19 protein-coding genes, 1 tRNA gene and 2 pseudogenes are annotated in these 21662 nt (G+C 63.3%); 12 read left to right on the forward strand and 10 right to left on the reverse strand.

Annotated features, from left to right (window positions below; translation table 11 throughout):
* Positions 1-20: 20 nt before the first annotated feature.
* The 4 genes from AC1Q6E_RS12655 to AC1Q6E_RS12670 all read right to left on the reverse strand — a co-directional run bounded on the left by AC1Q6E_RS12655 (position 21) and on the right by AC1Q6E_RS12670 (position 5331).
* On the reverse strand, positions 21-2870 hold the full coding sequence (locus AC1Q6E_RS12655; RefSeq protein ID WP_492572856.1) for a valine--tRNA ligase: 2850 nt from the start codon (positions 2868-2870) through the stop codon (positions 21-23).
* Between the two features lie 108 nt (positions 2871-2978).
* Positions 2979-3371, reverse strand: coding sequence for a hypothetical protein (locus AC1Q6E_RS12660; protein ID WP_492572857.1), 393 nt, complete (start codon positions 3369-3371; stop codon positions 2979-2981).
* A gap of 6 nt (positions 3372-3377) precedes the next feature.
* Positions 3378-3809 (reverse strand): DNA polymerase III subunit chi, encoded by a 432-nt coding sequence (locus AC1Q6E_RS12665; protein ID WP_152798611.1) that lies wholly within the window; start codon positions 3807-3809, stop codon positions 3378-3380.
* A 13-nt stretch (positions 3810-3822) separates the two neighbouring features.
* Entirely contained in the window at positions 3823-5331 is a 1509-nt protein-coding gene (locus AC1Q6E_RS12670) for a leucyl aminopeptidase (protein WP_492572858.1), read from the reverse strand.
* A 76-nt stretch (positions 5332-5407) separates the two neighbouring features.
* Between AC1Q6E_RS12670 and lptF the strand changes: the two genes are divergently transcribed.
* From lptF to AC1Q6E_RS12685, 3 genes are all read left to right on the forward strand, one after another.
* Positions 5408-6487, forward strand: coding sequence for an LPS export ABC transporter permease LptF (gene lptF / locus AC1Q6E_RS12675; RefSeq protein ID WP_296560331.1), 1080 nt, complete (start codon positions 5408-5410; stop codon positions 6485-6487).
* A 162-nt stretch (positions 6488-6649) separates the two neighbouring features.
* On the forward strand, positions 6650-7597 hold the full coding sequence (locus AC1Q6E_RS12680) for a CysB family HTH-type transcriptional regulator (RefSeq protein ID WP_152798615.1): 948 nt from the start codon (positions 6650-6652) through the stop codon (positions 7595-7597).
* A 127-nt stretch (positions 7598-7724) separates the two neighbouring features.
* Positions 7725-8111 carry a DUF2325 domain-containing protein gene (locus tag AC1Q6E_RS12685; protein ID WP_152798617.1) on the forward strand — a complete coding sequence of 129 codons (387 nt, stop codon included), beginning with the start codon at positions 7725-7727 and terminating at the stop codon, positions 8109-8111.
* Here the strand turns inward: AC1Q6E_RS12685 and AC1Q6E_RS12690 are convergent.
* Positions 8065-8694 (reverse strand): C40 family peptidase, encoded by a 630-nt coding sequence (locus tag AC1Q6E_RS12690; protein ID WP_492572859.1) that lies wholly within the window; start codon positions 8692-8694, stop codon positions 8065-8067. The two genes, AC1Q6E_RS12685 and AC1Q6E_RS12690, sit on opposite strands and share 47 nt — an antisense overlap.
* A 257-nt stretch (positions 8695-8951) precedes the next feature.
* On the opposite strand from AC1Q6E_RS12690, the gene AC1Q6E_RS12695 reads away from it, so the two are divergent.
* Together AC1Q6E_RS12695 and AC1Q6E_RS12700 are read left to right on the forward strand one after the other, a co-directional pair.
* Positions 8952-9359 carry a GlcG/HbpS family heme-binding protein gene (locus tag AC1Q6E_RS12695; protein WP_152798619.1) on the forward strand — a complete coding sequence of 136 codons (408 nt, stop codon included), beginning with the start codon at positions 8952-8954 and terminating at the stop codon, positions 9357-9359.
* A 39-nt stretch (positions 9360-9398) separates the two neighbouring features.
* Positions 9399-10709: an MFS transporter gene (locus AC1Q6E_RS12700; RefSeq protein WP_296560337.1), complete on the forward strand. Its 1311-nt coding sequence runs from the start codon at positions 9399-9401 to the stop codon at positions 10707-10709.
* Between the two features lie 190 nt (positions 10710-10899).
* Here the strand turns inward: AC1Q6E_RS12700 and AC1Q6E_RS12705 are convergent, their stop codons facing one another.
* Positions 10900-12411 (reverse strand): fumarate hydratase, encoded by a 1512-nt coding sequence (locus tag AC1Q6E_RS12705; protein WP_152798621.1) that lies wholly within the window; start codon positions 12409-12411, stop codon positions 10900-10902.
* A gap of 365 nt (positions 12412-12776) precedes the next feature.
* On the opposite strand from AC1Q6E_RS12705, the gene acs reads away from it, so the two are divergent.
* From acs to AC1Q6E_RS12735, 6 genes and pseudogenes are all read left to right on the forward strand, one after another.
* The gene (gene acs, locus AC1Q6E_RS12710; protein WP_152798623.1) at positions 12777-14756 is read left to right on the forward strand and encodes an acetate--CoA ligase; all 1980 of its coding nucleotides are present in this window, start codon (positions 12777-12779) and stop codon (positions 14754-14756) included.
* Positions 14757-15181: 425 nt separating this feature from the next.
* Positions 15182-15271: transfer RNA gene (locus tag AC1Q6E_RS12715), tRNA-Ser, on the forward strand.
* 165 nt (positions 15272-15436) lie between these two features.
* Positions 15437-15681 (forward strand): annotated as a pseudogene (locus AC1Q6E_RS12720) (Arm DNA-binding domain-containing protein); the annotation flags it as partial.
* Between the two features lie 102 nt (positions 15682-15783).
* Positions 15784-16731 carry a tyrosine-type recombinase/integrase gene (locus AC1Q6E_RS12725; RefSeq protein WP_492572895.1) on the forward strand — a complete coding sequence of 316 codons (948 nt, stop codon included), beginning with the start codon at positions 15784-15786 and terminating at the stop codon, positions 16729-16731.
* Between the two features lie 146 nt (positions 16732-16877).
* Positions 16878-17951 carry a nucleoid-associated protein gene (locus AC1Q6E_RS12730; RefSeq protein WP_492572860.1) on the forward strand — a complete coding sequence of 358 codons (1074 nt, stop codon included), beginning with the start codon at positions 16878-16880 and terminating at the stop codon, positions 17949-17951.
* Positions 17948-18928, forward strand: coding sequence for a GTP pyrophosphokinase (locus AC1Q6E_RS12735; RefSeq protein WP_492572861.1), 981 nt, complete (start codon positions 17948-17950; stop codon positions 18926-18928). Before AC1Q6E_RS12730 ends, AC1Q6E_RS12735 begins: the two co-directional genes overlap by 4 nt.
* Before the next feature lie 281 nt (positions 18929-19209).
* Here the strand turns inward: AC1Q6E_RS12735 and AC1Q6E_RS12740 are convergent, their stop codons facing one another.
* Positions 19210-19746 carry a hypothetical protein gene (locus tag AC1Q6E_RS12740; RefSeq protein ID WP_492572862.1) on the reverse strand — a complete coding sequence of 179 codons (537 nt, stop codon included), beginning with the start codon at positions 19744-19746 and terminating at the stop codon, positions 19210-19212.
* A 140-nt stretch (positions 19747-19886) separates the two neighbouring features.
* Between AC1Q6E_RS12740 and AC1Q6E_RS12745 the strand changes: the two genes are divergently transcribed.
* Positions 19887-20177, forward strand: a complete 291-nt coding sequence (locus AC1Q6E_RS12745) for a hypothetical protein (RefSeq protein ID WP_492572863.1) — start codon at positions 19887-19889, stop codon at positions 20175-20177.
* A 372-nt stretch (positions 20178-20549) separates the two neighbouring features.
* On the opposite strand, the pseudogene AC1Q6E_RS12750 reads toward AC1Q6E_RS12745, so the two are convergent.
* The 3 genes and pseudogenes from AC1Q6E_RS12750 to AC1Q6E_RS12760 all read right to left on the reverse strand — a co-directional run.
* Positions 20550-20710 (reverse strand): annotated as a pseudogene (locus AC1Q6E_RS12750) (arsenical-resistance protein); the annotation flags it as partial.
* A gap of 55 nt (positions 20711-20765) precedes the next feature.
* Positions 20766-21257 (reverse strand): arsenate reductase ArsC, encoded by a 492-nt coding sequence (locus AC1Q6E_RS12755; protein ID WP_492572864.1) that lies wholly within the window; start codon positions 21255-21257, stop codon positions 20766-20768.
* 30 nt (positions 21258-21287) lie between these two features.
* Entirely contained in the window at positions 21288-21614 is a 327-nt protein-coding gene (locus tag AC1Q6E_RS12760) for an ArsR/SmtB family transcription factor (RefSeq protein WP_492572865.1), read from the reverse strand.
* Between the last annotated feature and the right edge of the window lie 48 nt (positions 21615-21662).

A 21662-nucleotide genomic window follows, 5' to 3' on the forward strand; every position in this document is an offset into this window, starting at 1 on the left:
ATGTATGTGAGCGCCGTGGCCTATCCCAGCTTCACCCGCTGTTCCCGCACCTTCTCCAGCGTGTCGCTGAACTGCGCCAGCCGGGCGCGTTCCTGCTCCACCACGGTGGCCGGGGCGCGGTCGACGAAGCTGGCGTTGCCCAGCTTGCCATGGGCCTTGGCGATTTCGCCTTCCAGGCGGGCGATTTCCTTGTCCAGGCGGACTTTCTCGGCGGCCACGTCGACCTCGATGTGCAGCATCAGGTGGGCGTCGCCCACCACCTGCACGGGGGCGCCGACGACGTCGGGCAACTGGTCGACCACCTTGACCTCGGTCAGCCGGGCCAGGGCTGCCAGGTAGGGCGCATTGCGTTCCAGCGCGGCGCGGTTGCCGGTGGCGTTGAGCGGCGCCTTCTGCGAGGGCGGCACGTTCATTTCGCCGCGCAGCGCGCGCACGGCGTCGACCTGGGCCTTGAGCTCGGCCATCGCGGCTTCGGCCGCTTCGTCGATCTTCTCGGCCTGGGCGGCGGGGTAGGGTTGCACGCCCACGCTGGTGGATTCGTCGGCGCCGCGCTTGCCGGCCGCCACCGAAACTTTCTGCCAGAGTTCCTCGGTGATGAACGGGATGATGGGGTGCGCCAGCCGCAGCACGGTTTCCAGCACGCGGATCAGGGTCTGGCGGGTGCCGCGCTGTTCGGCCTCGCTGCCGTTCTGGAGCTGGACCTTGGCCAGTTCCAGGTACCAGTCGCAGTATTCGTCCCAGACGAAGCGATACAGCGCGGTGGATATGTTGTCGAAGCGGTAGTCGTCGAAGCCCTTGGCGACCTCGGCCTCGGTGCGCTGCAGCTGGCTGATGATCCACTTGTCGAACACCGACAGTTCCACGGCGGCGCCGGCTTCCACGCCGCAGTCTTTGCCTTCGACGTTCATCAGCACGAAGCGGGTGGCGTTCCACAGCTTGTTGCAGAAGTTGCGATAGCCCTCGCAGCGCTTCAGGTCGAAGTTGATGTTGCGGCCCAGCGTGGCGTAGGCGGCCATGGTGAAGCGCAGCGCGTCGGCGCCGAAGGCCGGAATGCCCTCGGGGAATTCCTTGCGGGTCTTCTTGGCGATGCTCTCGGCCTGCTTGGGGTTCATCAGGCCGGTGGTGCGCTTGGCCAGGAGGCCGTCCAGGCCGATGCCGTCGATCAGGTCGACCGGGTCCAGGGTGTTGCCCTTGGACTTGCTCATCTTCTGGCCTTCGGCGTCGCGGATCAGGCCATGCATGTAGACGTGCCTGAACGGGACCTGGCCGGTGAAGTGGGTGGTCATCATGACCATCCGGGCGACCCAGAAGAAGATGATGTCGAAGCCGGTGACCAGCACGGACGAGGGCAGGTAGCGCGCCAGGTCGGGCGTCTGTTCGGGCCAGCCCAGCGTGGTGAACGGCACCAGCGCCGACGAGAACCAGGTGTCCAGCACGTCCGGGTCGCGGGTGAGCGGGCCGGTGTAGCCGGCGGCCGCGGCCTTCTCGCGCGCTTCCTGATCGTTGCGGGCCACGAAGATGCGGCCGTCGTCGGCGTACCAGGCGGGAATCTGGTGGCCCCACCACAGTTGGCGCGAGATGCACCAGTCCTGGATGTTGTTGAGCCACTGGTTGTAGGTGGTGGTCCAGTTCTCGGGGTAGAACTTGACGCGGCCGTCGGCCACCACGTCCAGCGCCACCTGGGTGATCGACTTGCCGGGGTGGTGGGTGCCCTCGGGGGCCGGCTTGCTCATGGCGACGAACCACTGGTCGGTCAGCATGGGCTCGATGATGGCGTTGGTGCGGTCGCCGCGCGGCACCATCAGCTTGTGCTTCTTGACCTCGGCCAGCAGGCCCTGCGCGTCGAGGTCGGCCACGATGCGGGTACGGGCCTCGAAACGGTCCAGCCCGCGGTAGACCTCGGGCGCTTCGTCGTTGATGCGGCCGTCCAGCGTCAGGACGGAAATCATCGGCAGGCCGTGGCGCTGGCCCACCGCGTAGTCGTTGAAATCGTGCGCGGGCGTGACCTTGACCGCGCCGGTACCGAATTCGCGGTCGACGTAGTCGTCGGCGATGACGGGAATCAGGCGGCCGGTCAGCGGCAGGCGGACCTGCTTGCCGATCAGGGCCTGGTAGCGTTCATCCTCCGGATGCACCATGACGGCGACGTCGCCCAGCATGGTTTCGGGACGGGTCGTGGCCACGACGATGGCGGCATCGCCGCCGTCCACCGGGTAGCGGATGTGCCACAGGTGGCCGTCTTCTTCCTCGCTGACCACTTCCAGGTCGCTGACGGCGGTCAGCAGCCTGGGATCCCAGTTGACCAGCCGCTTGCCCCGGTAGATCAGGCCCTGCTCGTACAGCCGCGTGAAGACCTCGGCCACGCCGCGCGACATGTCCTCGTTCATGGTGAAGTATTCGCGCGTCCAGTCGGGCGAGGTGCCCAGCCGGCGCATCTGGCCGGTGATGGTGCCGCCCGAGTGCTGCTTCCATTCCCAGACCTTTTCGACGAATTTGTCGCGGCCCAGGTCGTGGCGGCTGACCTTTTGCGCGTCGAGCTGGCGCTCGACCACGATCTGGGTGGCGATGCCGGCATGGTCGGTGCCGGGGACCCAGAGCGTGTCGAATCCGCGCATGCGGTGGTAGCGCGTCAGGCCATCCATGATGGTCTGGTTGAAGGCGTGGCCCATGTGCAGCGTTCCCGTCACATTGGGCGGCGGAAGCTGGATGGTGAAGGCCTGGCCGTTGTCCGGACCCTGGACGTGTACCCCGGCGTTGAAGTCCCCCCGTTGTTCCCACAGCGGATACCAGCGCGCCTCGATGGCGGCCGGCTCGAAGCTCTTGGGCAGTTCGTCGGTCTCGGTCTGGGGTTGGGGAGAGGCTGAGGTCATCGGTGTTCCGGAAATACGTCGGTCGGGCGCGCGGCCATGCGCCGCGAACGCCAAACCTGTGATTTTAGTGGATTCTGCAGAGGCCGGCGCCGGGCGTCCGGCGCCTCTTCAGCGCGGGGGAAGGGGCTTGCTCTCGATGGCTGCGCGCCGTATCAGCTCTTTCTGGACGGCCTCGTCCACCAGCCGGCCGAGTTCCTCGCGCAGGTTGTAGGCGATGTCTTCCAGCGCCCGGGCGGCCGCTACCTCCAGCGAGGCGCGCATGCGTGTCTTCAGGAGCGGTTCCACCCGGTCGAGCAGGTCTTGCAGGATGGCGGTGCGCAGCGCCTCGATGTCGGCTTCCTCGGCAGGCCTGGGGGCGACGGGGACCGCCGGGGCGGCCGGGGCGGCCCAGGGCGGGGCGGGCGGCGCCGTCTCGGCCCTCCGGGCCGGTGGCGGCAGGTCCAGGACTTCGGTCAGGAGAGGGATGCCCGCGTCGTCGCGCGGAGGGAAGGGGGCTTGCATATCGGCTCAGGGCATCTCGTGGCGCGACACGTCGTGCCGCACGATATTGTGGCCGCATTCCTGGTAGAAGCGCCAGCGCGCCCGCGCCGCTTCGCGGTCGGCGGGATCGTTGGTGACGATCTCGATGACGCGCTGGAAGCGGGTGTAGATGGGCGGCCAGGTGTCGTCCAGGTTCAACAGCCAGTCATGGTGGGGCGTGGGCGCGTCCGAGGCGGTCAACACGATGGGGGTATCGGCCGCCAGGGGGTCGTTGACGCGGACGTGGGGGATGAAGGAGATGTCGTCGAGCGCCCAGAGCATTTGGTCGAAGGCGTTCAGGCGCCCCGCGTCGCGGCAGTACACCACCAGCCGGTGGCCCGCCTGGTGGCGGCGGGTGGCGATCTGGCAGGCGGTGCGCAGCCGGTCGGGGGCGCTGAAGGCGAAGTCGATGTCGGTCATGGGCGGGACGGCGTCAGACCAGGGACAGCAGGTACTGGGTCAGCAGCGGCACGGGGCGACCGGTCGCGCCCTTGTCCTTGCCGCTGCGCCAGGCCGTGCCGGCGATGTCCAGGTGCGCCCAGCGATAGCCCTTGGCGTAGCGCGACAGGAAGCAGGCGGCGGTGACGGCGCCGGCCGGGGGGCCGCCGATGTTGGCCATGTCGGCGAAGTTGGACTTGAGCTGTTCCTGGTAGTCGTCGTCCAGCGGCAGGCGCCACACCGGGTCCAGGGCCTGGCGCGACAGGCTGGTGAGCGTGTCGGCCAGGGCGTCGTCGGAGGTGAACAGGCCCGTGTTGACGTGGCCCAGCGCCGTGACGCACGCGCCGGTGAGCGTGGCGATGTCGATGACGGTGGACGGCTTGAAGCGTTCGACGTAGGTCAGGGCGTCGCACAGGATCAGCCGGCCCTCGGCGTCGGTGTTCAGGATCTCGACCGTCTGGCCGGACATGGTGGTGACCACGTCGCCCGGCTTGTTGGCGCGCCCGCTGGGCAGGTTCTCGCACGCGGGCACGACGCCGATCACGTCCAGCGGCAGGCCCAGCTCGGCCACGGTGCGCAGCGTGCCGAACACGCTGGCGGCGCCGCACATGTCATATTTCATTTCGTCCATGCCGGCGGCCGGCTTGAGCGAGATGCCGCCCGCGTCGAACGTGATGCCCTTGCCGACCAGCACGACCGGACCCTTGCCGGCGGCCTTGCCGCGCGCCGCGGGCCTGGGCCTGGCGCCTTCGTAGCGCAGCACGATGAACTTGGGCGGTTCGTCGGATCCGCGAGCCACCGACAGGAAGGAGCCCATCTTGAGCGCCTCGATCTGCTTGCGGTCCAGCACCTCGATCTTGAGCTTGTGCGACTTGCCCAGTTTCTTGGCGGTCTCGCCCAGGTAGCTGGGGGTGCAGATGTTGCCGGGCAGGTTGCCCAGGTCGCGGGCGAGCGACATGCCGTTGGCGATGGCGCTGCCTTCGCGCAGGCCGGCTTCGGCTTCCTTGGCGTCGGACCGTTCGACCGCGAGCGCGAGGCGCGCCAGCTTGGGACGGGTGACGGCATCGCGCTTGCCGAAGGTGGCGTCGAAACGATAGGTGACGTCGCCCGCCGCGATCGCGGCCAGCCGCGCGCGGGTGCGGACATCCGCCGTCTGCAGGGGCACGGCGGCCAGCGCCGATACGGTCTCGGTCACGCCCAGCGCCGCGACGGCGGCGAGCGCGGCGCGATGGGCGGCGGCCAGCGTCTTGGGCGAGAAGGCTTCCTGCGGACCCAGTCCGGCCAGCACGACCCGCTGGGCCGCCACGCCAGGCAGGGACCGCAGCACCAGCGTTTCGCCCGTCTTGCCCTTGAAGTCGGTCTTGACGGCGGCGCGCACCGCGCCCTGGGCCGCGCGATCGATGGCATCGGCCGCCTGCGTCAGCACGCCGTCGGCATGCACGCCGACCACCAATGCGGCGGTCTTGGTTTTCTCGGGGGCGGAGGTCTGTGTGCTAAAGTCCATGCGCGATTCGTCCTGTATGTAGTCGCGAGATTGCCAATTATCCCGCAGATGCGGGCCCCTCGCACAGGCCAGTACCGTGTCCCTGTTCCAGCGCTCCGTCAAAGACGAACTGACCAGCCATGCCAGCGTCGTATTCTCCACGCTCGTGGTCGTCTGGATCAGCGTGCTGCTGGTGCGCCTGCTGGGCGAGGCGGCGGCCGGGCGCATCGGCGCCGACGTGGTCACGGGCATCGCCGCGTTCTCGTCCATCAATGCCCTGCCCACCATCATCGCGGTTTCGGTGTTCATCGCCGTGCTGACCACGGTCACCCGCAATTACCGCGAGTCCGAGATGGTGGTCTGGTTCTCCAGCGGCCTGAGCCTGGCCGACTGGTTCAGGCCCATCCTCCGTTTTGCCGTCCCCTCGGCGCTGCTGATCGCCACGCTGACCCTGGGCGCCTCGCCATGGGCCCAGAAGCAGATCGCCGAATATCGCCAGCGCTACGAGCAGCGTTCCGACGTCTCCAAGGTCACGCCGGGGCAGTTCCTGGAGTCCAGCGGGATCGACCGCGTGTTCTACGTGGAATCCGCCAACGACACGGTGGACCGGGTCAACAATGTGTTCGCGCGGTGGATAGAGAACGGCCGGCTCAATGTGCTGGTCTCGGGCGGGGGATTGCTGGAAGACCAGCCCAACGGCGACCGCTTCATGGTCCTGGAGTCCGGCCATCGCTATGAGTTCGTGCCCGGCACGCCGCAGTTCCGGCTGATGAGTTTCGAGAAGTACGGCGTGCGGATGGAGAGCAAGGGGCCGCCTTCCGCGGACGACTTGTCGACCAAGGCGCGCTCGACCATGCAGTTGCTGCGCGACGGCGGGCAGGGCGCTTCCGGCGAACTGCTCTGGCGCGTCAGCATGCCGCTGCTGGCCATCAACCTGGCATTGCTGGCCATTCCACTGGGCGCGGTGAACCCGCGGCTGGGCCGCTCGGGCGATATCGTGATCGCGATGCTGGTGGCCTTGTTCTACCTGAACATGGTCAACCTGGCCAAGGCATGGGTGAACAACGGCAGGGTGGATTTCTTCGTCGCGCTGGTCGGCCTGCATGGCGCCGTCGCCGCGCTGACCGCGGTCCTGATGTATTTCCGCCTCAGGGTGAAGGCCCCGAAAGGGGCCTGAGGCCAGGAGTCCCGCTGGTGGCCATGTGGCCGCCATGCTGCGAAATCCGACTATGCTAATTACTAAATATAATAAATAGCTCGTCGTATATTACATTATGATCTATGGGTTGCCACGATCCTGACGTCGGGGTTGGATGGCAGATCCATAGCGAATCGCACCATGAACCTGCAGCAATTCAAATTCGTCCGGGAAACCGTCCGCCGCGACTTCAACCTGACCGAAGCCGCGAGGATGCTCTACACGTCCCAGCCGGGGGTGTCCAAGGCCATCATCGAGCTCGAGGACGAGCTCGGCGTGAAGATCTTCGAACGCCACGGCAAGCGCATCAAGGGCCTCACCAAGCCCGGCCTGGCCGTCTCGCAGATCGTCGACCGCATCATGCGCGAGGTCGACAACCTCAAGAAGGTCAGCGACGAATATGCCCGTCGCGACGAGGGCGGCCTGACGATCGCCTGCACGCACACGCAGGCCCGCTACGCCTTGCCGCAGGTCATTCCCACCTTCCGCAAGCTGTTTCCCAAGGTCCACCTGTCGCTGATACAGGGCAGCCCGGGACAATTGGCCGACATGGTGCTGAACGAGCAGGCCGACCTGGCGGTCGCGACCGAGGCGCTGGCCCTGACGCCGGGCATGGTGACGCTGCCCTGCTATACCTGGGAGCATGTAGTGGTGGTCACGCCCGACCATCCCCTGGCCCAGTTGACGTCATCGCAGGCAAAGAAGCTGACGCTGGAGCAGCTCGCGCAATATCCCATCATCACCTACGACCGGGCCTTTGCCGGCCGCAGCGCGATCGACCAGGCCTTCAGTTCGCAAGACGTCCATCCGGATTTCGTGCTCGAGGCCATCGACGCCGATGTCATCAAGACCTACGTGGAACTGGGGCTGGGGATAGGCATCATCGCCGGGGTCGCCTACGACCCCAGGCGCGATACCGGACTGGTGGGGCTGCCCGTCGGCCGCCTGTTCGGCATGCATACCAGCCGTATCGGCGTGAAGTCCGGCACCTTCCTGCGGGACTATGTCTATACCTTCGTCGAGTTGCTGGCGCCCAGCCTGACGCGGGAGGTCGTCCAGCATGCGATCAAGCCATCGGACCAGGGCTGACAAACTTTTCCTATCTTCGGGGCGATGTCGATCAGTTTAATCAAATGATAATTCATATCATTCCTGTTGACTCTATAACGAGAATGATTATCATTTGTCATAAGCAATCGACATCACGGAGATCATCATGGCAGTCAGCGCAGTCGTGGTCGGGGCAGATCGGCTAGGCAACATCCCGGACCTGCTCAAGGGGCACAACATCGCCATCACCCACCACATCAGCGGGCGGGATCCGGCACACCAGAAGAAAACGCTGCAACTGCCGTCCGGCACGGAGCTGCTGATCCTGCTGACGGATTTCCTGGGCCACAACGTGATGAAGGCATTCCGCCAGGCCGCCCAGCGTTCGGGCGTGCAGGTGGTGGCGTGCCGGCGGTCGGTGTGCGCGATGCAGCAGGCGCTTCAGAGCTGTGGACTGTGCGGCGCCGAAGCGGGCGAGCCGTGCGCGCGAGCCGCGCGCGAAGAGGTCAGCGTGAAGCTGATTCCGAGGAAGCCAGGCGGCGGGCGCCGTTGAAGCGCTTTTTCCAGTACGCCATGTCCATGCTTTCGACGCGCACGACCCCGCCCGACGAGGGGGAGTGCACGAAGCGGCCATCGCCCAGGTAGATGCCCACGTGCGAGAATTTCCGGCGCAAGGTGTTGTAGAACACCAGGTCCCCGGGTTGCAGGTCGCCGATGTCGATGGGGTCGCCTACCCGGCTGATTTCCTCGGCCCGGCGCGGCAGTTGCAGGCCCAGGACTTCGCGGCTGACGTAGGTCACCAGCCCGCTGCAGTCGAAGCCCGCCTCGGGCGACGAGCCGCCCAGGCGGTAGCGCACACCCAGGTAGTTCAAGGCATAGGCCGCCAACTCCGCCTGGCCGCCCAAGCCGGCGTCGGCCTTGTCGTCCTGCCATTGGCCCGACAGGATCCTTTCGGGATCCAGCGGCTCGGTGCGGGACGGCATGGGAGAAATGCTGTTTTTCCAGGACGGAACGGGATGGCTGGGCAGGCTGTAGCGCGCCACGCGCTTGGCGGGCGTGTCAACAGCGGCCGAGGCACCGTTCTGGGAGGAGGGGGGCGATTGCGTGGCGCAGCCGGCCAGCACCGCGGATCCCACCAGCAGGGCCAGCTTCCCACCCGCTTTCCGGACCTTCGCTCCCCCGGCCGGGAATGGCGGCCGGGATGCAGGGAGGCGGAGGTGAAAGCGGGCCTTTTTCATTCGTATAGGGGATGCTGGGCACAAGATGATACAAAGTGGCGCTAAGATACCTCTTTGACGGCGCCCAGGTCAATGCACTTGTGCGCGCAAAGCTATAAATCCAGCATGGGGACGCCCTACAATCCCCGTTTTTCCCCAAACGAGGATTCCGCTCCATGAAGACCAAGCACGTCCTGACCGCCGACGACGTCAAGAAGATCCTGGCCGCCGCCGAAGCCGAGGCGCTCGCCAACAAATGGGCCGTTTCCATCGCCGTGGTCGACGACGGCGGCCACCTGCTGGGCCTGCTGCGGCTGGACGGCGCTCCCGCCATCTCGGCCCACATCGCTCCCGCCAAGGCCCATACCGCCGCACTGGGGCGCCGTGAATCCAAGGTCTACGAGGAAGTCATCAACAACGGGCGCACCTCGTTCCTGTCCGTGCCCACCATCCATGGCATGCTGGAAGGCGGCGTGCCGGTCGTGGTCGAAGGCGAGACCATCGCCGCGGTCGGGGTATCCGGCGTGAAATCCAACGAAGACGCGCAGATCGCCCGCGCGGGCATCGCGGCGCTCGGCGTCTAAGCGCGCCAGCCGGGGGGGGGCGCCGTGTCCGGGCAAGCCATGCGCGGCGCCCTGAATCCGGGCGTACGCCGGCGGGAAGTCTTCGCCTGGGCGCTCTATGATTTCGCCAACTCCGGCTACACGACGGTCGTCCTGACGGCCGTCTTCAATGCCTATTTCGTCGGCGTGGTGGCGGGCAACGCCCACTGGGCCACGCTGGCGTGGACGGGGACCCTGTCGCTGTCCTACCTGATCGTGATGCTGGCCATGCCGGGCCTGGGCGCCTGGGCCGATGCCCAGGCCGCCAAGAAGCGGCTGCTGGCGGCCAGCACCGTGGGCTGCGTGGCGGCCACGGCGGCGCTGGCGCTTGCCGGACCTGGCGGCTTCTGGATCGCGGTGCCCGCGATCATCCTCTCCAACGTCTGCTACAGCGTCGGCGAATCGGTCATCGCCGCCTTCCTGCCCGAACTCGCCCGGCCCCAGTACCTGGGCCGCGTCTCCGGCTGGGGATGGAGCTTCGGCTACGTGGGGGGCATGTTGACCCTGGGACTGTCGCTGGCGGTCGTGATCGCGGCGCAGGCAGCAGGCCGGCCCGCCACCGACTTCGTGCCTTGGACCATGCTGGTCACCGCCGCGGTCTTTGCCCTGGCCGCCATACCCGTCTTCCTGTTCCTGCGCGAGCGTGCCCAGCCCGCCCGCGCGGCTGGCGGGCGGCCCGGCTTCATGCCGGTCATGCGCCAGCTCGCGGCTTCGTGGCGCGACTCGCGGGCCTTTCCCGATTTCCGCCGGCTGCTGGTCTGCGGCGTTTTCTACCAGGCCGGCATCGCCGTCGTCATCACGCTGGCGGCCGTCTATGCCGAACAGGTCATGAAGTTCGGCCAGACGCAGATCATGACGCTGGTGTTCCTGGTCAACATCGCGGCGGCCGCGGGGGCCTTCGCCTTCGGTTTCGTCGAGGACCGCATCGGCCACCAGCGCGCCCTGGCCGCCACGCTGGCGGGCTGGATCGCGATGGTGCTGACGGCCTTCTTCGCCACCAGCCAGGGCGGTTTCTGGGTGGCGGCCACCATCGCGGGGCTGTGCATGGGATCGAGCCAGAGCGCGGGGCGGGCGATGACCGGCGCCCTGGCGCCGGCCTCCCGCCTGGCCGAGTTCTTCGCGTTGTGGACCTTCGCCACCCGGCTCGCGTCCATCATCGGCCCGCTGACCTACGGGCTCGTGACCTGGGCCACCCATGGCAACCACCGGCTGGGCATCCTGTCTACCGGATTGTTCTTCGTGATCGGGTTGGCGGTGCTGCGGCACGTCGACATGGCGCGTGGCGTCAAGCGGGGGCTGGAGGCCGAAGGCCTTACGCCTTCAGGTCGTTGAGCAGACCGAGCACCAGTTCGTTGGCCGGAACCCAGCCAACGAAGCACCGCCGCCACAACCCAAGATAACCGTACCAGACCCAGGATGCGGTGGATCCGGCTTTGCCGGTCCACCCGCATCGCCCCCTTGAGGGGGCGCCCGAAGGGCGTAGGGGGTGGGCTTCCCCTGCGCGCGTCAGCGCGCAGGGGGGTCAAACCATCTCTGCGATCTTGACCTTCCAGGTCTTCGGTCCGGTCTCGTGCACCGACGTGCCGTTGGCGTCCACGGCCACGGTCACGGGCATGTCCTGCACGTCGAACTCATAGATGGCTTCCATGCCCAGGTCCTCGAAGCCCACGACCTTGGCGCCGCGGATCGCCTTCGACACCAGGTAGGCCGAGCCGCCGACCGCCATCAGGTAGGCCGATTTGTGCTTGCGGATGGACTCGATGGCGACGGGGCCGCGCTCGGCCTTGCCGATCATCGAGATCAGGCCGGTCTGTTCCAGCATCATGTCCGTGAACTTGTCCATGCGCGTGGCGGTGGTGGGGCCGGCCGGGCCGACGACCTCGTCGCGGACCGGATCGACCGGGCCGACGTAGTAGATGACGCGGTTGGTGAAGTCCACCGGCAGCTTTTCGCCGCGCGCCAGCATGTCCTGGATGCGCTTGTGCGCGGCGTCGCGGCCGGTCAGCATCTTGCCCGACAGCAGCAGGGTCTGGCCCGGCTGCCACGCGGCGACTTCTTCCTTGGTCAGCGTGTCCAGGTTGACCCGCGTGGACTTGTTGTAGTCCGGCGCCCAGTGCACGTCGGGCCACTCGTCCAGCGACGGCGGGGTCAGGATGGCCGCGCCCGAGCCGTCCAGCACGAAGTGCGCGTGGCGGGTGGCGGCGCAGTTGGGGATCATGGCCACGGGCTTGGAGGCGGCGTGGGTCGGGAACATGCTGATCTTGACGTCCAGCACGGTCGTCAGGCCGCCCAGGCCCTGGGCGCCGATGCCCAGCGCGTTGACCTTCTCGTACAGCTCGATGCGCAGTTCTTCCAGCTTGTTGCCGGGGCCGCGCTCGAGCAGTTCGTACATGTCGATGTCTTCCATCAACGACTGCTTGGCCATCAGCATGGCCTTCTCGGCCGTGCCGCCGATGCCGATGCCCAGCATGCCCGGCGGGCACCAGCCGGCGCCCATCAGGGGCACGGTCTTGAGCACCCAGTCCACCAGCGAATCGCTGGGGTTGAGCATGGCGAACTTGGTCTTGTTCTCGGAGCCGCCGCCCTTGGCCGCGACCTGGACGTCCACGGTGTCGCCGGGGACCAGTTCCACGCTCAGCACACAGGGGGTGTTGTCGCGGGTGTTCTTGCGCTCGAACTGCGGATCGGCCAGCACCGAGGCGCGCAGCTTGTTGTCCGGGTTCAGGTAGCCGCGGCGCACGCCTTCGTCGCACAGCTCCTGCAGGGTGCGCCGGGTGTCGAAGCGCACGTCCATGCCGATCTTCATGAACACGTTGACGATGCCCGTGTCCTGGCAGATGGGGCGCTTGCCCTCGGCGCACATGCGCGAGTTGGTCAGGATCTGGGCGATTGCGTCTTTCGCCGCCGGGTTCTGCTCGCGTTCGTAGGCGCGGGCCAGGTGGCGGATGTAATCGACGGGGTGGTAATAGCTGATGAACTGGATCGCGTCGGCGATCGACTGGATCAGGTCTTCTTCCTTGATGACGGTAGTCATGGGCGCTCCGAAAAGAGAAGGGTGGGGCGCTGGCATGCCGCCGCGCCAGGAGAGGGTGGCCGTGCTGTCAGTGTCCGTGGCAGTCCTGCCCGAGCATCGGCGCCATCGCGGAAAACAGGAAGGCCGGGAGGGTGCCGATGAGCGTGGGCGGCGGTCGCAGGGGGTCCGTCCGGGAAAGCCCCGCCGGGGTAAGAGGGAACGACATGTTTTCCAGGTAGGCTGCGGCGCGCAGAATGACGACTAGTCGGGAATTGTAAGCCAAGAGGAAAGTCCCTCATTTGTTGCGCTGCAGCGCGTGCGGTGCGACGGCTTTCGGTAACCTACGGGTATCCGCCCCTAACACTTCCATCAAAGGACGCAAAGCGATGTCTACCATTGATTCAGTGCTGACCGAGACACGCGTTTTCCAGCCCTCCGCCGAGTTCGTCAAGCAGGCGAATGTTCCCGGCATGGCCGCCTACCGGGCCTTGTGCGACGAGGCGGAGCGCGACTTCGAAGGGTTCTGGGCGAGGCTGGCGCGAGAAACCCTGCAATGGAGCAAGCCGTTCACGCGGACGCTGGACGAGAGCAATGCCCCCTTCTACAAGTGGTTCGACGACGGCGAGCTGAACGTCTCGTACAACTGCCTGGACGTCAACCTGGCCAACGGCAACGCCGACAAGATCGCCATCATCTTCGAAAGCGACGACGGCACCGTCACCCGGGCCACCTACCGTGAACTGCACGCCCGGGTATGCCGCTTCGCCAACGGCATCAAGGCCCTGGGCTACAAGAAGGGCGACCGTTCCATCATCTACATGCCCATGTCCATCGAGGCGGTGGTCGCCATGCAGGCGTGCGCCCGCCTCGGCATCACGCATTCCGTGGTGTTCGGCGGCTTCTCGGCCAAGAGCCTGCAAGAGCGCATCGTCGACGTGGGGGCGACGCTGGTCATCACCGCGGACGAACAGGTGCGCGGCGGCAAGACCATCCCGCTCAAGCCCGCCATCGAGGAAGCCTTCGCCATGGGCGGCTGCGACGCGGTCAAAAAAGTGGTGGTCTATCGCCGCACGGGCGGCAAGGTGGCCTGGACCGAAGGGCGCGACCTGTGGATGCACGATGTGGAAAAGGGCCAGCCAGATAGCTGCGAGCCCGTCCCGGTCGAGGCCGAGCACCCGCTGTTCGTGCTCTACACCTCGGGCTCCACCGGCAAGCCCAAAGGCGTCCAGCACTCGTCGGCGGGCTACCTGCTGTGGGCCGCGCTGACCATGAAGTGGACCTTCGACCTCAAGCCGGCCGACGTGTACTGGTGCACGGCCGACGTGGGCTGGGTCACCGGACACACCTACATCACCTATGGCCCGCTGGCCGTGGGCGCGACCCAGATCGTGTTCGAAGGGGTGCCCACCTATCCGAACGCCGGCCGTTTCTGGGACATCATCCAGAAGCACGGCGTCAGCATCTTCTATACGGCGCCCACCGCCATCCGGTCGCTGATCAAGGCCTCCGAGGCCAGTCCCGACAGCCACCCGAAGCAATATGACCTGTCCAGCCTGCGCGTCATCGGTTCGGTGGGCGAGCCCATCAATCCCGAAGCCTGGATGTGGTACTACACCAATGTCGGGCGCGAGCGCTGCCCCGTCGTCGATACCTGGTGGCAGACCGAGACCGGCGGCCACATGATCACGCCGCTGCCGGGCGCCACCGGCCTGAAGCCGGGTTCGTGCACCCTGCCGCTGCCGGGCGTCTTCGCCGCCATCGTCGACGAGACTGGCGCGGACGTCGAACTCGGCAAGGGCGGCTTCCTGGTGGTCAAGCGTCCTTGGCCGGCGATGATCCGCACCATCTGGGGCGACCCCGAGCGCTTCAAGAAGAGCTACTACCCCGAGGAACTGGGCGGCACCTATTACCTGGCGGGCGACGGCGCCAATCGCGACACCGATGGCTACTTCTGGATCATGGGCCGTATCGATGACGTCCTGAACGTCTCGGGGCACCGCCTGGGGACCATGGAAGTGGAGTCGGCCCTGGTGGCCCATCCCATGGTCGCCGAGGCCGCCGTGGTGGGCCGGCCGGACGAACTGACCGGCGAGGCCGTGGTCGCTTTCGTGGTGTTGAAGCGTTCCCGGCCCGACGATGCCGAGGCCGCCGCGATCGCCAAGGAACTGCGCAACTGGGTCGCCAAGGAAATCGGCCCCATCGCCAAGCCCAAGGAGATCCGGTTCGGCGACAACCTGCCCAAGACCCGCTCGGGCAAGATCATGCGCCGGTTGCTGCGCGTGGTGGCCCAGGGCGAGACCGTCACCCAGGATGTCTCCACGCTGGAAAATCCTGCCATCCTGGAGCAGTTGGGCAAGGCGCTCTGATTGCCGTAGAATGCACAGCTTTGGTGCATTTGTATCCAAAGCTGTGGTGCGCACCGCACCATAATAGGGGTCAATCCCTAGTGTCACAGTCCAATTGCGGGCGCAGAATATCGTTATGCAGTGGAGGAGACAAAACCCCTGCAGTCTTTAGAAAAGCAAAATGCCCGCGCGGCCGACGACCTAGAGCGTCGGCCGCCGTGGCTACAAAAGCAAGGCACAGCGGGCTCCTCCATTCTCGCCAAAACGTTCGGTTTGGCGCCTTGACCCACTCCCCATCCTGGTTCCTGTTCGTCGGCGTCGCACGGTTTTGTGCGTTGCAATGTGTCGTACTGGACATCTTTGCTCGACCTTGTTGCGGGACTTGGCTGCATGCCCGGCAATCTGGTACTATAGCTGGCTATTCTGCCCAGCCTGCTGGGTGGTAAGGACAGGTGGCCGAGCGGTTGAAGGCGCACGCCTGGAACGCGTGTATATGTGAAAACGTATCGTGGGTTCGAATCCCACCCTGTCCGCCAAGGACATTGCAACGGTTCATCGCCGTTGCCAAAAAAGCCGCTTCTCTCCAGGGAAAGCGGCTTTTTCTTTGCCCATTGATACCCGCTGAAGGATGCCTATAGCCAACCTCTTTTGCGGTACATTCGACGGTACTGCGCTCAAACTCGCTAGCGCGGATACCGTAAATGGCTGCGACTCCCCTGACCGAGCTCGTTTGCAAGAACGCCAAGCCTGGCCAGCGGCCGGATGGTACCCCCCATCCGGCTGATGGCAAGCCCTACAAGTTGGCTGATGGTAAGGGGCTCTACCTGCAGGTCCAGCCGACCGGGGGCAAGCTGTGGCGATATGACTACGCTTTTTGGGCAAGCGCGAGACGCTGTCCTACGGCCCGTATCCCGACGTGCCGCTCGAGCGGGCACGCGAACTGCACCGCGCTGCGCGCCAGGAGCTGGCTGCTGGCCCCGACCCTATGGAGCGTCGACGCCAGGCCGAGCGGGATGCCATTCTGGCCGCCGGTACGACTTTCGAAGTCATGGCGCGTGAATGGCTGGCCATGCAAACTCATTGGTCGGCCAGTTACCGTAAGGCCGTCACCGACCGCCTTGAGCGTGACATCTTCCCCTGGGTGGGAGGGCGACCGATCGCCGAAATCCTGCCAGCGGAATTGCTGGCTGTCCTGCAGCGCGTCGTCGGGCGAGGCGCGGCCGAGACGGCCAGGCGAGCAAAGGAGGTGTGCGGGAACGTCTTTGCATACGCCGTGGCCACCAGTCGGGCCAAGACGAACCCGGTCGATCATCTGAAGAAAGCGCTGCCGCCGTCGACCAAGAAAAAGAAGCACTTCGCGGCTATCACCGATCCCGCCAAGATGGCGAGGCTCTTACAGGCCATGTACAAGCACGAGGGAGCGTTCGTCACCCGCTGCCTGCTACACCTCTCTTCCCTCCTGTTCCAGCGCCCAACGGAACTGCGGGAGATGCAGTGGCCAGAGCTTGATCTCGACGGCCGTGGCTGGAGAACTCCCATGTGGGAAATCCCGGCCGAGCGCGAAGGCAACACCGGTGATACCAAGATAACGCGCACTGGTTGGGAGGCGCATCTCGTACCGTTACCGCGTCAGGCTGTCGAATTGCTGCGCAACCTGCACTTGGTGACTGGCCGATCGCGCTACGTATTTCGGAGTCCAACCAAGCCGAAGCAGCCGCTGTCGGAGGGGGCTGCTCGCCAAGCCCTGGCGACGATGGGTTTCAAGGGGGATATGACGATGCACGGGTGGCGCGCCTCGGCGCGGACCATGGCGTCTGAGCGGTTGAAAGTTGATGACCGCATTCTTGAGCTGCAAATTAGCCATGTCGTAGCAGACAGCTTGGGGCGTGCCTATAACCGTACGACCTTCCTAGAGGAACGCGTAGCCTTCATGCAGCAGTGGGCGGATTACCTTGATGCTCTTGTGCAGCAAGGCACGTCGCCTGTTGTTCAGTGAGTGATGCGACGTCCGCAGATGATCTGCGCAGGCTGTGGTACTGTATTTTTATACAGTAATCGATGCGTCCATAAGTGCTAACGCATTGAAATCAATTGTTACTTGCGGCATGCTTTCCCAAACTCTGACAAGGGAAGGGAGGCTGCATGCTAGATCTGGATCAACTTGATATTCGCCGCGTGATCGTTCATCACCTGCCCAAGAGGGCAGTTGGTGTAAAGCAAATCGTCGAGCCGATCGTGGAGAACGCGCTTTACGATTTGCAGCCTGCGGGGAAGGATGTATTTGGTCAGCGAATTGCCGAGGCATTAGGGCATAAATCTCACGGCATACAAGCGGATTTTGTTAGGGTAGATAAAGGCGACTTTTTCCAAGCTGCTGTCACCGCTATGCGGGCGGACGATGATGGATTCATTGAGGCTACACAGCTAATTGCCCAGAAGCTTGCCATCGCTCAGGGATTGAGGGATTTAGCGGCTTCAAAGCTTCTTATCGTATCTGGTGTGGTCACTGCTTTAGAGCGTCCGTTCATTTCTGTAATTAAAGCGGAAATGCAAAATGCTTTCGGGGAGCGCAAGGAAGAGGATAAAACCGTAATTGATTATATTAAGGATGTCTTTTTAACAGAAAGTCAGCGGCTTTATAAAATCGGCTTTGTGCAGCAAACTGTTGCCAAGTCCGATCCTGTGGATGGGCTGTACAACAAAGCAAATTTCCGGGTGCACTTGTTCGATCACCTTCTGACAGGAACTGAAACGCGAAGTGCTGCCTTTTATTTTTATAACGAATTTATGGGTGCAGATATCGCGGCGTCCGACAAGCGATTGACCCAAGAATTCTACGAAAAAACCCTGAATTTTCTGTCGTCATCAGGTCTTAGTCCTGCGGACAGGTTAGATAAGGTCGAATCATTGAGATCCGATCTGCGTAGTAATGTTCAGACTTTGTCAGTTAGTGAGTTTGCAAAAACGCACCTTTCTCCAGAGTTGGGGAAGCAATATACTGCTTATATGGCAAAAACAGGGTTCCCGACGCATGCGGTGACAAAGAATACTGAATATGTGAAAAGTAAGCTTCGTCGTAGAAGAAAGGTGGTTTTCGATTCAGGTGTAATGATTACTACGCCGGCTGATGGGATGGACCTGATTGCATTGAATGCCGAGGCTAAAGACGGGACTGTTACCGTCATCGTTAAAGGGAAGGTTGAGAGTCAGGAATGACGTCCGAGCAGTTTTCTGATTTGTTGAGACAGAAAATTCCCGAGTTGGAAGCTTGGGGAGATTTTGTCGTCGATACTATTCAGGCACGCGTTAGAGTCAATATCGGGGAAGAGAGATCTAAGGGTTTTTTTAAGGTCGCTCCATCTCGGCGCGTGAAGGACATTGATTCGGCGCTAAAGAAGCAGCAGAAAAAACAATATGCCGAACCTTCCGTAGATATGACAGATCTTGTCGGCGCCCGGTTTGTCGTTCTTTTGAGTTCTGATATTCCTGTTGTTGAGGACGCAATTGTTTCGTGTGCTCAGTGGTCGGCTTCACGTGAACGGCACTATTCTGACGAAGCAAAGAGCCATCCTGGGAAGTTTGATTACCAATCTGTGCATTATCTGGTGGTGTGTCCGGAAGACTTCTCGCACGGCAAAGCTGAAATTCGTCAAGGTACTGTTTGCGAAGTACAGGTGCGTAGCCTTCTGCAGCATGCATATGCTGAGCTGGTTCATGACAATATTTACAAACCAGAAGGTCATGTTCCCGCGCGCGCGGAACGGTTGGTAGCCCGATGCATGGCGTTAATGGAAGCTACCGATGATATGTTCTGCGCGGCTGTTCACGAATTGCAGAGTGTGAACAAGAATGTGTCGGAATGGTGTTCATTTCTTGATGAGAGGTATACGGCTATCACCGGGAAGCATGTCCCGGCTGCCAGCGATGAAACTGCTCTATCTATCATAGAGACTTACCGAGATATTCTTCAGACGGTTAAAAGAGAGGATGTTTCGGCGATGCTTGGCTCGCAGTATTATCAGACCCGTATTAAAGAGCGAAGCAATGATGGGTTGTTTGGCGGGCCCGGTTGTTTGTTGGTGTACTGGTTGGCAAAACATGAGTTCGACGAATTAAAGCAGCGTTGGCCGTTTTTGTCGTTGAACGACGATGTGTCAAAAGTGTGTGCAGACGTTGGCGCGAAGTGGAGTTAGCTACCGAGTTGTCTAATTTCTCTATATAAGATTGGAGGGGCGTCCTATAGGAAACAGGGTTCTCTAGCCATTGAAGAATGTCAGCTCCTCGGTAGACTGTGCAACGGGTGCCCAGCTCGATTTTGGGGGGAGCGGTACCTTCAGCTACGCGCTTTCGCCAAGTCTCCCTCCCCAGCGGCACGATGTGGGCAAACTCCTTCCAGCGATATATAGACCTTCCGGGAGGATTGTGGTGCTGGCCAGCGTTTGGCGCCCGGTGATTCCTACGAGTGTTTCGGTGCTCACCATTGCTTGTCTCCTCCGTCAGCGCGAAGGGCGCTTGGCAACGTTGAAGTGATTCCCAACGCGATGCAGACCGGGCAGTCTGGATCACGTGTGTCATAGCCCTTAACCGAATCCGGGCACTGCCCGTTGGCCAAATGGTCGATTCGGCCCTCGGCGTAGCGGCGCAGGATGTCGAGCATTGCAGCGGCAGGTTCGGTGCGCTCCAATTCCGCGCGTAGATCCTTCAGCCCAATAAGGATCGCGGGCCAGTTGACGGGCCATTTGTACCTCTGGAGCGGAGCGCTCTCAATGGCTTCGATGACAAGGTCTAGTGCCAGGCGCCTGCCGCCATTGTTCGTATCAACTCTTTGCCCGCTGACCGACTGCGTTTTCCCTGCCCGCCAAAATACCGCGCACAAGGCGCTATCGGCCTTCCCCCACACATCGTATTCACGGGCGAGCAGTTCGAACGCGGGATCATGGTAGGGGGCACCGACCCGGATGTTCTCGGCCGACTCCGGTATGATCTGACCGTCAGATGCAGTGTTAGTCATTGTCGTACTCCATATTGAAAGAATTGCCGCTGCTGCAGATGGAAACGCAATAAGGCGCCAGCCGAGTGGGTAGTGATGGTCTGAGGTTAAGAGGCGACATGCTACGATCAGCCATTCGTGGACCTCTTAGGAGTGGCCCAATGAAGAGTGTCGAAACGGAAATCGCCCCGTTGGGCGGCAATCCCATTCACGTAAACGGCTATCTCGTTTTCGGTGATGGTCGCCCGGCTCGAGACGGTTTTGGATTTGAAGCCTGGTTTTGGATCTCCCAGCCGCACAGAGTGGGCGATGGCTGGGAGACTCTTGTGTACCGCCGCTATTTGCGGAACACCGTTTACAAGACGGAAGGTGAGGCCGTAATGCAGGCGTTGTCGTTTGGGCGCCATGAGGCGACCGAAATGAGCCCCGGACGGTTTGTGCCCGCCACTTGATAACGGGAGGTGATTTGGTCCTTCGCGGTTTTGCCAGGCACTGAACGTCGTTTCTATCCGCTCTATCGCGCTGGTACGAGTCATGGCTCTTCCCCGTCGCGGTCGATGCGGAGGCGCAGCCCTGTCCGGATTTTTCCGCCAAGGACATTGCCGGCAACGTTCGACGTTGCCCAGAAAACCGCGACTCCCAAAGGGAATCGCGGTTTTTTATTGCCCAGCGTTTACCCTCGCACCCAGGTGATACGAAAATTCTGCAGGCTAAGCCGTGGGACCTGCAACACCTGGGTATCTGACCTTCGGCAACCGTTGCCTGGAGTGGCACGTCATCCGCCGGATCCCCAGCAGCAGGCCGACAACAGGCGCGAATGCAAACACCATGATCCAGATGAGCAGAGGCCCATGGGTAGGTTTGCCGGGGCGACTTCCAGGCATTCGATCGCCTGGAAAAGATCGGAGGGGATTTGATCCGCCGCGATGCCGACGACAATGCAGAGCAGCACCCAGACGGTGAGATAGCGCTCGAATATGCTCATCGATGACGCTGGAGCGGGACAATCCACCGCGGGCTTCTGTGCGGACCTGACCCCCTTACTGCTTGCCGATGCGCTGCAATTCGTTTTGCAGCGACATGCCGTCCAGCTTCTGGATCGGCAGCGCCAGGAACAGCTCGATGCGGCGCTTGAGCGCGATTGCTGCATCGTGGAAGGCTTTGCGCTGTTCGTCCGCGTCTTCCGCCGCGGCGGGGTCGGGCACTCCCCAGTGGGCCGATGCAGGTTTACCCGGCCAGATCGGACACACTTCACCCGCCGCATTGTCGCAGACGGTGAAGATGAAATCGAGCGGAGGTGCGTCGGCTCGTGCGAATTCGTCCCAGCTCTTGCTTCGATAGCCCGCGGTCGGCAGAGCCAGTCGTTCCAGCGTGGCCAGGGCCTGAGGATGTACCTCGCCCTTAGGGTGACTGCCGGCCGAGTAGGCGCGAAAGCGCTCCTGGCCCAGTCCGTTGAGCAAACCCTCGGCCAGGATGGATCGTGCCGAGTTGCCGGTGCAGATGAACAGTACGTTGTAGATCTTGTTTGCCATGGATATCTCGCTGACGGAGTTCATCGGGGATCAACAGGTAGTGCATGCGCCGGTGCCAGTGACCTCGCAGGCGCCGCCTTGGCAGCAATGCTCGGTCAGGTAGCCGAGCAGCCCGTTCATGCGGGCGAAGTCGGCGCGGTAGAGCAGGTTTCGGCCCTGTTGTTCCACCGTGACCAAGCCGGCATGCGCCAACTCCTTGAGGTGGAAGGACAAGGTATTGCGGGCGACCTGGAGCTGGTCGGCCAAGGTGCTCGGGGTCAATCCGTCCGGGCCGGCCACGACCAGCGCGCGGAAGGTCCGTAGCCGCTGGGGGTGGGCCAAGGCGGCGAGGGCGTCGATAGCTTGGGTTTCATTCATGATTCAATGATACAACACTCATTGAATTATTGTATTGATGCCAGGTTG

The organism is Pigmentiphaga sp. MLSB6-MA01 (genome assembly GCF_058793475.1).